The organism is Fictibacillus sp. 7GRE50 (genome assembly GCF_015903875.1).
Lineage (GTDB): Bacteria > Bacillota > Bacilli > Bacillales > Fictibacillaceae > Fictibacillus > Fictibacillus phosphorivorans.
On record NZ_JACZDW010000015.1, the window covers coordinates 1 to 10,174 of the forward strand.

The 10,174-nt window shown below is 35.2% G+C and carries 13 protein-coding genes; 7 read left to right on the top strand and 6 right to left on the bottom strand.

The annotated features are described in order from the left end of the window. Window positions 1–31 precede the first annotated feature (31 nt). On the top strand, window positions 32–280 hold the full coding sequence (locus IHV12_RS22365) for a hypothetical protein (RefSeq protein WP_197134874.1): 249 nt from the start codon (window positions 32–34) through the stop codon (window positions 278–280). Window positions 281–506: 226 nt separating this feature from the next. Then, window positions 507–1,787, top strand: coding sequence for a phage tail tape measure protein (locus tag IHV12_RS22370; protein ID WP_163103541.1), 1,281 nt, complete (start codon window positions 507–509; stop codon window positions 1,785–1,787). A 2,226-nt stretch (window positions 1,788–4,013) separates the two neighbouring features. On the opposite strand, the gene IHV12_RS23145 is transcribed toward IHV12_RS22370, so the two are convergent. From IHV12_RS23145 to IHV12_RS22385, 3 genes are all read right to left on the bottom strand, one after another. Further along, the gene (locus IHV12_RS23145) at window positions 4,014–4,190 is read right to left on the bottom strand and encodes a YueH family protein (RefSeq protein ID WP_163103543.1); all 177 of its coding nucleotides are present in this window, start codon (window positions 4,188–4,190) and stop codon (window positions 4,014–4,016) included. 207 nt (window positions 4,191–4,397) lie between these two features. Next, window positions 4,398–4,901 carry a DUF4179 domain-containing protein gene (locus IHV12_RS22380; RefSeq protein WP_197192292.1) on the bottom strand — a complete coding sequence of 168 codons (504 nt, stop codon included), beginning with the start codon at window positions 4,899–4,901 and terminating at the stop codon, window positions 4,398–4,400. Between the two features lie 116 nt (window positions 4,902–5,017). Further along, window positions 5,018–5,446: a hypothetical protein gene (locus IHV12_RS22385; protein ID WP_197192293.1), complete on the bottom strand. Its 429-nt coding sequence runs from the start codon at window positions 5,444–5,446 to the stop codon at window positions 5,018–5,020. Window positions 5,447–5,577: 131 nt separating this feature from the next. Between IHV12_RS22385 and IHV12_RS22390 the strand changes: the two genes are divergently transcribed. Together IHV12_RS22390 and IHV12_RS22395 are read left to right on the top strand one after the other, a co-directional pair. After that, entirely contained in the window at window positions 5,578–6,054 is a 477-nt protein-coding gene (locus tag IHV12_RS22390; protein WP_163103577.1) for a hypothetical protein, read from the top strand. Window positions 6,055–6,102: 48 nt separating this feature from the next. Further along, window positions 6,103–6,546, top strand: coding sequence for a hypothetical protein (locus IHV12_RS22395; RefSeq protein ID WP_163103558.1), 444 nt, complete (start codon window positions 6,103–6,105; stop codon window positions 6,544–6,546). A 48-nt stretch (window positions 6,547–6,594) separates the two neighbouring features. Here the strand turns inward: IHV12_RS22395 and IHV12_RS22400 are convergent, their stop codons facing one another. The 3 genes from IHV12_RS22400 to IHV12_RS22410 all read right to left on the bottom strand — a co-directional run bounded on the left by IHV12_RS22400 (window position 6,595) and on the right by IHV12_RS22410 (window position 8,179). Continuing rightward, window positions 6,595–6,996 (bottom strand): type II toxin-antitoxin system death-on-curing family toxin, encoded by a 402-nt coding sequence (locus IHV12_RS22400; RefSeq protein ID WP_163103557.1) that lies wholly within the window; start codon window positions 6,994–6,996, stop codon window positions 6,595–6,597. Further along, window positions 6,996–7,262 (bottom strand): AbrB/MazE/SpoVT family DNA-binding domain-containing protein, encoded by a 267-nt coding sequence (locus tag IHV12_RS22405; RefSeq protein WP_370568867.1) that lies wholly within the window; start codon window positions 7,260–7,262, stop codon window positions 6,996–6,998. The genes IHV12_RS22400 and IHV12_RS22405 overlap by 1 nt, the downstream gene beginning before the upstream one ends. 269 nt (window positions 7,263–7,531) lie before the next feature. After that, complete coding sequence (locus tag IHV12_RS22410) at window positions 7,532–8,179, bottom strand: MerR family transcriptional regulator (RefSeq protein ID WP_197134887.1); 648 nt, start codon at window positions 8,177–8,179, stop codon at window positions 7,532–7,534. 210 nt (window positions 8,180–8,389) lie between these two features. On the opposite strand from IHV12_RS22410, the gene IHV12_RS22415 reads away from it, so the two are divergent. From IHV12_RS22415 to yunB, 3 genes are all read left to right on the top strand, one after another. After that, a complete protein-coding gene (locus IHV12_RS22415; RefSeq protein WP_197134885.1) occupies window positions 8,390–8,758 on the top strand; it encodes a hypothetical protein in 369 nt (122 codons plus the stop codon). A 173-nt stretch (window positions 8,759–8,931) separates the two neighbouring features. Further along, complete coding sequence (locus IHV12_RS22420) at window positions 8,932–9,318, top strand: hypothetical protein (RefSeq protein ID WP_197192294.1); 387 nt, start codon at window positions 8,932–8,934, stop codon at window positions 9,316–9,318. A gap of 157 nt (window positions 9,319–9,475) precedes the next feature. Further along, the coding region (gene yunB / locus IHV12_RS22425) for a sporulation protein YunB (protein WP_197192295.1) at window positions 9,476–10,174 on the top strand (699 nt) is incomplete at its 3' end.

The window sequence follows — 10,174 nt, forward strand, 5'->3', positions numbered from 1 at the left end:
ATAACACCTAAAGAGAATAAGGAGGATTAGTATGGATTTTAATATAGAACTGGTAAAAGTATTAGCCGTTGTTGTTTTCATTCTTAATCTTTGGTGGTCCTTTCGCTGTATACAAAAACTTCAAGTCTGGAATCTTTTTATCAGTGCATTTATAAGTTTAGGTTTATCGTTTCTCTATGATTATTCAATTAGCTTGCTCTTTAATTTAATTTCTATATACCAATGTGTTAATGCTTTTTTAATTATAAAAAGACTTAAAATGGATGAACAGGATGTTTGATTATATGAAAAAGCCCCCAAGCTAATGGGGGCTTTTTCATATAGTTACAGCAGGGAAACTAAAAGTTTGATAGAATTAGTCCTAGAAACGAGAAAAATCCCTCTGACTTTGGCGGGTCCTGGGATTCTCTCGAAATACTAAGGTATCGTATACCTATATTTATGTTGTTATGTGGTTATTCTATCACAAAGTATGCGATTCCTTCCACTACTGGAGGGATTTTTATATGGAAAATTTAAACGCCTACGAACGCGCCAAATATCATGCATGGTTTCATCATCATGAAGCCGATGGCTACATAACCCTTGCGAAGAAAACAAAAAAAGGATTTCAGCAATTTCACGTGAAGCCGAAGAAACTGGCTCTCAAACTCTCAAAATGGCTCGGAGAGGACGTTTATTTCTCTCAGAATACCTTTTATAAGCCTCAGCGACAAATTGAACTCATACGCCAATTACGTTCGTTATACGTGGACTTAGATTGTTATCTCTTAAACTATGATCCGAAATGGATTATCGGAAAACTAGAATTAGAGTTTTTTAATCAAAGTATTCCAGAACCAAGTCTTATTATCTTCTCCGGCCGGGGAGTGGTTCTCGTCTGGCTGATTGATCCTGTCCCTTATCAGGCACTTCCCTTATGGCAAGCTGTGCAAAATCATTTTGTACAACAGTTGAAAGCAATGGGAGGAGACACACGAGCGACGGATGCTGCACGTGTATTCCGTCTTGATGGCAGCATTAATTCCAAAAATGGAGAGGCTGTCCAAGTTCAATACCGTCATGATTATAGATATGTACTTCGTGATATTCAAAACGAATACTTACCAGACCTTCAACCAAAGAAAAAGACACGAGGACGCCGTAAGACTGTTGAAAGGCTTTTTAATACATACTCTTTACACCATGCGCGTCTGCTTGATCTCGTGAAGCTTGTGGAACTACGAAATCATGATGTAAAAGGATACCGCGAGACGATTCTCTTTCTCTATCGATACTGGCAATGTTGCTATGTTGCAGATTCGGAAGAAGCTTTAAGGCAGACGTTAATCTTTAACTCACAGTTCACGGAACCATTGGCTGAAAAAGAAGTGATTCGTGCTACGAAGAGTGCGGAGAAGGCATGGAAAGCCAAAAATACCGAAGAGGCGAACGCGGTAGCCAAAGAAAAAGGCTATCCAGGAGCCGGCTACAACCTAAAGAACGCTAAGATCATCGAATGGCTCGATATTACGGAAGACGAACAGGTGCAGCTGCAGACAATTATTGGGCGCAATGAAAAGCGAAAACGCAACACCGAGGCTAAACGAGAGCAACGACGCAAAGAAGGAATGAAGCCTCGTAATGCTTATATTAAAGCTCAAAAGGAAAAGACAGAGGACAAGCTCTGGCTACTCCAGAAAGCTCTAGATAGGTATCCTAATGCAACTCAAAAGCAGCTAGGTATTAAATTAGGACTGAGCCAGCAACGAATTGCACAACTTTTAAAAGAGGTTAAAAATAGATGAAAAAGTTTACTAGTGGTCTGTCTCTTTATATTAAGGGGACGTAGTCCCTGCCCCTTTATGGGGCTCTTGTTTTTTTTCTTATTTCTTGTGTGGAGTGCTCCTATGGCCTTAACACTTCAGTCTTTATCCTCCTCTGTTTATAGTCTAGCAGTTAGGAGTGTATAAGACTTTCCTGGAAGCATACAAGGAAGCAGCTCCTTTAGCGTAGAAAGAAAATGAATTGCTAGTATTGTAAGCGTATTTTATAAGGGGCGGATTCTTTTGATTGAGGCTATTGTTTTAATCGGTTGTATCTTTATTTGTATAGCTTTAGATTATGGTGTGGAATATTGGAGAAGACATCGCTAATTGAGGGTTTAAAAAGTCTTTAATATCTGTTGAATAGATTAGTTTTTCATTTTAAGGGGATGCGAGTCTAGGTTTTCCTTCTATGACAGGCCCGGACCACCAGGTTTTTTCTTTGCTATAGCTCCGAAAATCAAATGACCCCACATAGGATGATGTTGCCTGTGTGGGGTCATTTGAACACCTGGTGATCCGGGCTGTTTTTTTAGTTAGAAGTGGCTGTTTTGGGTAATTTTATTTTATAGATTATAGCTATAAAACCATGGAGAAGAATCCATCTAAATGTGTTTATTTGGTGGAATTAATAACATGGAAGAAGATTTGATGAAAGTGAGTTTATGTATGTTTATATGCAGAGAAAAATAGTAATGGTATGCGTAAATGGATAGATAACACAAAGGATACTCAATTTATATGTTAGTTACGGTTCGATTTCGCTAATTTTCCTTATGGGTAAAGGCTTGCTGCTGATCTAGTGAATCTCGTAAACGCCAGAAGACCTCACACACCCAACGTACACGGGTCTGTGAGGTCTTCTGGCACTCGTTTTATGAGCAGCATCATAGGAGTTTTTTGTATATGCTCTGAGAAGCGTATATTTTTGTTTTAAGAGATTTTTAGTTTCTGTGGATTTGAATGCGTCGTGTATTCAACGTCTTTATAGTAGGGTTTAGTATTTGTTCTGTTGATTTTCATACATGAATTTTATATTATTCTCATTTTTTGAGGGGATCATTGGTTTTTTAGATAGAAGCTTGTATGGTAATGGAGAAAAGTTAAACTTTTTTAGATGTATAAAGTAGCTGTTTTTTTGGTTTTTTTCAAAGATCTTGTCCTATTTTTTTTCTAGCCCTCCCGAAGCCAGTTAGGAGGGTATGGATAGGAAGGTTCCCCCAATAAGAATAGGGTCTTTATATCCTATGTGATAGATAAATAAAAAGTAACGTGTGTTTTAAACAAAAAAACGATTCCTATCTGTCAGAAATCGTTTTTTGTTACAAGAGCTCCTTATAGGGGGAGGAGCAACGCCTATATCGACGCTATTATTAACATACGCAAAAGCAATAAAGAATATTTAAGGTGAATCCTAACCAAATAGACGAAAATCTAAATATGGTAAAGTTACAAACGAGTAGGTGTATGCAAAGTCAATCAAATTTCCATTTACATAATGTCTATAAGTTTTGTACATACTAAAAATAACGTCTGAGTGTGGCGTTGTTTCCGGAAACCTGTAAGGACCGATTCTCAGTAGAGGGAGAATCGGTCTTTTCCATTTAGATAACCAAAACACTTAAAAACGAGTGGAATCATACACACACCACAGGTTGTACACATATAGTAAAAGTATGACCGATAGAGTGCATCCCTGATATCACCAGCGCTGTATTGGTTTTTTGTCAGCTGCCGGTTAAGGGGGAGAAAACATGAAAAAAAGAAAATGTCCATGTCTGAAAAAGACTCCTTTGATTAGACCTCTACATTCACCACCACCTATCGTTTGTAAAAAGCAATGTTGCCACTCTAAATAAGAATGTATACCGACCGAGTTCTCCAAACAGAACTTGGTCTTTTTATATCCTGACAAACAAAAAGAGAAGTCTCTTTATAGACTCCTCTCTTGTAAAACGGATCGAACTTAGTGATGGTTACGATGACAGCTGCATCTTTTCTTTTCGTATCGTCTACACTTGTAGTAAACGGTACAAGAAGGTTCGCATCTTCTTTCGTGTCTTCTATGACAACAACAGTTTCTATAGCCCATGATTATTCCCCCCTAGAAATAATCCGATCCTATTGAACGGATCCGGTTATTATATGCTATGCAGGTAGGGACAAGTTGTATAGACGCTTAAATTCTTATTATTTATATGTATAATCTTATGCATACTTCTTAACGAGTTCAATGATAGATTCTGCTAATTTATTGGTGTCTCCTTCAAATAAATGATAGTTTAGTGAGTTTTGTAGATGGTTGGTCTGGGTGGATATCTTATCAATTTCTTTAAATTCAGCTGACCAATGAATGGTAGGAATACCGGTAGGAATAGATACGATACTATTATTTTGTCAACTTTTAAACCGGATTGAAAATGAAAGAAAACAAGAGAAAAGAGAAGAACAGCACATTTTATAATAAGGCTATTTTTTTGCTGTTTCAGAAACCTAAAAACCCTGAATTTCGCCGAATATGGTGAGATTCAGGGTTTTGATTTTTGTTTTGGTTCCGCAAAGGATTTTTATGTTAACTAGCTCTCTTATTTTTTACTTAAGAGGGAATTCAATGGTCCAATTCCCTTTCGTTTCAAAAATTTCATGTATTGTAAACTTTATGTTTGCATTACTAGGTAATCTACCTTCAGGATTGACTTCAATAATCCCAATATATTTATCATCTGATACCTTTAAATCTTCGAGGCCGCCATGGTTTACTTCTTTCTTGTTGATATATACATTAGGTTTACTCCAAAAGGCAGATGTATTGTAATCAAATTCTTTTTTCGTGTTTATTGTATAGGCGAGAAATATACTTTTTTTATTTTTGTATAAGCCATTTACGGTTAAGACAATTCCTTGATCTGCAATCGTTTTCTCAATTTTGGTGGTTTTTTCTTGTTTCCCTGCAACAATTAATTCTTGTTTGTTAAATTGACTACCAAACTTTGTGAAAATCTCGTTATGACTTGGAGGCTTTTCATTTGCTGAAGCAAAAACTATTGTAGTAAGCAATCCTAGCGCAATTACACCAGTTGTAATAAAACGTTTCATTTGCACACCCCTGACCTTTTTTACCATTGTTATAGCTTATCCAACAAGAGATTAATAATTCCATATATTTGGAATTTAATCCTAAAAGGTGTGTTATGTTACAGCTATTAAGTTTATTAATTATCTAACTTGTTCATTTGTTCTAATACATGTTGTTTTACACGTAGTTTTTCTTCTTTGTTCATGTTAAGAGACATTTCACCTTTTAAACGATCAGTTAAAAGGGTTAAAGGCTTATGCTCTTCTATTGATCTTTCTTTTTCTCCTGCTATTAGAAAGATATACGTGCTTAAGTAATCTCCTTTTTTATTATAGAAATCCATTATAGTGTAAATCTCTAACTTTTTATCATTTCTAGTTATCGTGTTTGATTTAATTATTTTGTCATGCTCATTGTGAACGGCAACCCAAACTTTTTCTCCTTTTATGTCCATTAAGTCAACTAAATCACATGAAGACAAAAGAAGAGAAGCCAATAGAATAGCAATTATTTTTAGTGTGTTAGACAAAGATTCACCTTCTATAAAACCTTTTAATATCATCATAAGCTTAGTTGACTGTAAGTATTCATTTTTTTATCTATTACATAAACTGATGAGTATACCTTGATACCTATCGGATAGAACAAATGACGAAAGAGAAAACTATCCTTAATTAAAGTTTTTTGGAGGATTTTATGAAAAAGACACTATGTATTATGCTTATTCTTTGTCTTGTATCTCCTTTAGGAGTTCAAAAGGTTGCTGCAGAAAGTGATTTTGAACTTTCAAAGTCTGAAATCAATATTTTAAGTATTCCAAACGTATTGAGGTATGATTTTCTTATCACTAATAAGACTCCATCCAAAGGTTTAAAACATCCAGAATATCGTGGACATTACTATCCTCAGCCTTCAATGGAGATTGCAGTTATTCCGGGAAAAAAACTTTCTTCAGTAATGAGTAGATTCCCGAGATCTTCAACGTTTAAGTTGAATCCAGTTGGCGGATCTTCTCAAGGTGATCTAAGGACGCAAAAAAAGGTGTTATTCAGTGTAGAATACAAGATTAAAAAGAATGCTGACTTAAAGAAAGTAAGAGAATATGCTACGGATAGTACGCTTATTATTTTCGATGGTCTTAAAGAAGTTGCTGAATTTCCACTAAATAGGTAGAATCCTTCTGTATCAGCTCTGTTTTTGTGAGTATAAGGAGTGGATAGAATGACTACTAGAAAATTGGTTGTCTGGAGACCTAAAGATGGACTAGAGGGACCATTACACTATGTTGAAGTTAAGTTTGCAGATGGATTGCAGTTAGTATTTGAAGATGAATCTAACACAGAAATTAAAATCATTTATAACCAAAATATCAATAGTAAATTTGTTTTGGCATTTAGATTTACAGATGACTTAAAAAGAGGTGACTTATCTAAGATTGCTCGTGAAGCGCGAATAGAGTATTTCAATACTATTAATGCTAAACCATGGTATTTCTATAAAATGATTAATTCTGATTTCATCCATTGGTTTGATCAATTACCGGGTCCCGGTTCAAATGAAATATCTAATATTCAGCATTTTATATTTATGTGCTCTGAAGAAACTTTTGAAGTGATAAGTGAATACGAACCTATTGTACAGATTAATAAAAAAAAGAGTGTATAAACCCAATAAAGAGCCTTCATTATGGAAATGAAGGCTCTTTATTGGGCATCAGCCTACGAGCTGACTATTGGTTTCAATCCAGGCTGTGATCTCTTCAAAAGAGTATACGTGGTTAACAACATCAACCGTGAAGTCTTCAGCTGCTTTTTGAGGAGCCGTTAAACGATAACCGTTGTATTTTAGAAACTGAACCATAGAAACAAACGCCGTTCGTTTATTCCCGTTATGAAAAGCGTGATTTTTAGCAAGTGAATCAAAGAGAGCTGCAGCTTTTTCAAACAAAGAGCCGTATCTGTCTTCTAAAAAGGCGGACTGTTGCGGTCTGTGAACAGCTGAATTTAGCAGAGAAGGAATTTTTACTCCTTCTTTTTCACTCGGACTGTATTTCTTAATGAGATATAAATTGATGGCTACAATCTCCGTTTCCGTTAAATATCGAACGACATTCATTATCTATCTTTTAATCCTTTAATGGTTTCATCGTACTCGTTCAAGGTGCTGTTAAGCACATCAAAGAAATCAGGGCTTAATCCTTCAGGAAGAGAAACCTTCTGCTGTCTCTTCGTAATCTTTATCACATCGCCATCTACTTCTACAGCTAACAAATCACCTTGTATAGCTCCAATTTTTCTAAGAGCTTCGGTCATGTTGATTCCTAAGCTATTTCCTACCTTCGTCACTTTACGTTCCATTTCCATCTCTTTCACCATACCCATTATTGGATTTCCTCCTTATATGTTATGTCCATAATGTAAAATGGTTAAACGGGTTATATTGTATATACGTATATACAATAATAACATAGAATATGTAAGAATGCATAACAAAACCAAGGATCTGTAGATCCTTGGTTTTGTTTGGTCTTATTTATAAAAAAGAGAGAAGTCTCTGTTAGCTTACGCTTTTTTTAGATGTTTGTCAGGAAAAACGTGTTGCTGATGGCGTTTATATGGACATTAGTATGGATTTAATGTGTCAGTGGTCTTTACTTTCCGAATAGACGTGAGAAAAAACCTGACTTTTCTTTTGGTTCTTCTTTCATGGCGGCTATCTCTTTTTTTGTTTCTTGTGTCTCACGTAGAACCTTCAGTAATATTGCATCCCGGTCATTCTTCATAAGCTTCTCTACATCTTCTAACTTTTGTTTCAACTCATCAATCTTTTGATCCTTCTCTTGTAGTACTTCTTTCATGACAGACGGAAAACGGTCCAAAAAGACTTCTTCTATGTCCTGACGACTGGTAGAACTGATACCTTGAACCATACTTTTTAGTTGTGCGACTTCGCTAACTAGTGCCTGATTAATCTGTTCTTGTCTGTTTAAAGCTTGTTTTAGGGTTTGTTCTTCCTCTTTATACTTCTTCATTACAGACTCGAGTGCTTCCCCCATGTCTATTGGGGTTCTCGTAGATAAGTTCCATTCCTTTAACGCCTGTTCTTTGCCGTTTTTTTGACAAAGCTTATGTATATCTCTCAGTTGCTGTAGATCTTCAACTGTAAAATAGCGATAACCGTTGTTAGGGTTCTTTCTTACTTCCAAATGAAACTCTTTTATATAGTTGAGTACTGTTGTTTTACTGAGTCCGAGATCTTTAGCTATGTCGCCAGATGTGTATTGCACTTCTTCTTTCAAGTATAAAACTCCCTTCACTTCAAGCTAAAGTATAGAACTTTATAAAGCTTGTTAAACATGATTCGTATATATATTTATAGTTTCAATGAAGTACTTTAGCTTTCCTCTTTTAGGGTACATTTTTTAGAAATTCAATACAACAAGTAGTCCAGGTCTATCTCTATAGTACAAGCGTATAGTATAAAAAGGATTGTGTTCGGAGGTAATCAAATGAAGGGAACGTGGAAAGTTATTATTTTTGTTGTTTTATTTGGCGTTCTTTCATTCCTTGTAATCACGTACTTCAGTACAACAGCAGGGACGGATAGAGAACCTATTATGAGCAAAGAAGAAAAACAAGAAACTCGGTTAACTAATCAGATCTTTGCTGTCGCAAACAAGATTTTAAAAGAGAATGGGTATAAAAGTAATTTTATGTCCATTGAAGTAGAGAATCCACCTGAGTCTCTTAAAATAGAGATCATCGAGGAACAGAAACTTTTTAAACAGATTAAACCGAGAATTACGAGAGCCGTCCGTCATGAAATAAAAGCAAAATTAGGAATAGACATGGATATTAATCTTACAAGAAAAAAGTGAGATGACCGTCAATTGAAAAATACTAGCATGAATTTATTTCACCAGAGTTAGTTATCCAAAGCCAATACATCTATTTTGAATGCACATATAAAAGGACAAGCATTAATATATCTAGATATACCAGTTCAATTTATTTACATAAGTAAGTGGGCTGTAAAAATTAATGGAAAGTGGTGCGTAGATTGAAGATTAAAAAGTTTGGTATTACGTTACTAGTATTAGTGGCTTTGTTAATGCCTTCAAACGCTTTTGCGGCTACTGGATGGCAGCTTAAAGGTACAGAGTATATTGCTATTCCGTCTAATGGGAATGTACTGACAGATGTTTATACAGCTACTGATGGTGGGAATTTCAAACTTGAAATAACAGGTGCTGCTGATTCAAACAGTGTTGGAGCTGCAATGTATGTTAATGGTGTATGGAGAGATACAAAAGCAACAGGGTTTAATTCCTCTGGTAAGGCTGTCATTGAATTTTCCGGCCTATCTTCGGGTAATAAAGTACAATTTGATCTAACTCTTATTGATCATGATGTTGTAACGGTAAAATTTTATGATTAAAAAATAAATTTTTAAATCCCGGATATATTTGGTATTCGGGATTTATTTTATTTGTTCCATATCTAAACTCATTTGTATGAGGTGTCAGATATAGTTTAAGTATTGCTGTTTCTTTTTATTAGAGAATGCGCATATTTTAACTCTAGGAGGGTTTTATATGCATTTTAAAAGAAGGCGAATTCCGACAAGAAAGGGTCCATTGCCGTTTAAATATGTTTTATTAATTTCTTTTATTCTTTTTAATCTATTTACTTTACAAGCTTTATGGTTAGTCGACAATAACATAAAACCTACATTAATGGACATAGCGAATACTGAGGCAAAAAAAATTGCTTCAGAAGCAATAAATAATGCTATTTCAGAAGAAATTGTTAAACCCTCTGAAATGGACGACCTTGTAGTTTTCCATCAAAAAAACACTGGTAAATCTTTAGTTAGTTTTAATCCTAAAATATATAGCAAAATATTAGCAACTACTACGGAGCGTATTCATAAGAATCTTGAGCAGGCTAGTCATCAAGCAGATGTTAATAGCGAAAATAAAAAAAATTATATCCCGGGTACGGTTTATTATATACCGTTAGGTCTTTCTACCAACAACTCACTTCTTGCGAACTTTGGACCTAAAATCCCTGTTAAAATGACGATCGTGGGCGATGTAACATCAAAGGTCGAGACGAAAATAAAAGAATCTGGAATAAATAATACGTATCTAGAGGTATTTTTGGATGTTGAAGTAAATACTCAAATTGTCATTCCATTTTCTTCTGAAGAAGCTAAAATCACCTCAACAATAAAATTAGGAGATCTTTTTGTTGAAGGGGATGTGCCAGAATTTTATGGTGTTCCACCAGCC

Bases quoted from the DNA above. Each gene is read 5' to 3' on its own strand.
- IHV12_RS22405 (WP_370568867.1), bottom strand. From the start codon at position 7,262: ATGGGTATGGTGAAAGAGATGGAAATGGAACGTAAAGTGACGAAGGTA.
- IHV12_RS22395 (WP_163103558.1), top strand. From the start codon at position 6,103: ATGACTACTAGAAAATTGGTTGTCTGGAGACCTAAAGATGGACTAGAG.
- IHV12_RS22390 (WP_163103577.1), top strand. From the start codon at position 5,578: ATGAAAAAGACACTATGTATTATGCTTATTCTTTGTCTTGTATCTCCT.
- IHV12_RS22365 (WP_197134874.1), top strand. From the start codon at position 32: ATGGATTTTAATATAGAACTGGTAAAAGTATTAGCCGTTGTTGTTTTC.
- IHV12_RS22400 (WP_163103557.1), bottom strand. From the start codon at position 6,996: ATGAATGTCGTTCGATATTTAACGGAAACGGAGATTGTAGCCATCAAT.
- IHV12_RS22385 (WP_197192293.1), bottom strand. From the start codon at position 5,446: ATGATGATATTAAAAGGTTTTATAGAAGGTGAATCTTTGTCTAACACA.
- IHV12_RS22415 (WP_197134885.1), top strand. From the start codon at position 8,390: ATGAAGGGAACGTGGAAAGTTATTATTTTTGTTGTTTTATTTGGCGTT.
- IHV12_RS22380 (WP_197192292.1), bottom strand. From the start codon at position 4,901: ATGAAACGTTTTATTACAACTGGTGTAATTGCGCTAGGATTGCTTACT.
- IHV12_RS22370 (WP_163103541.1), top strand. From the start codon at position 507: ATGGAAAATTTAAACGCCTACGAACGCGCCAAATATCATGCATGGTTT.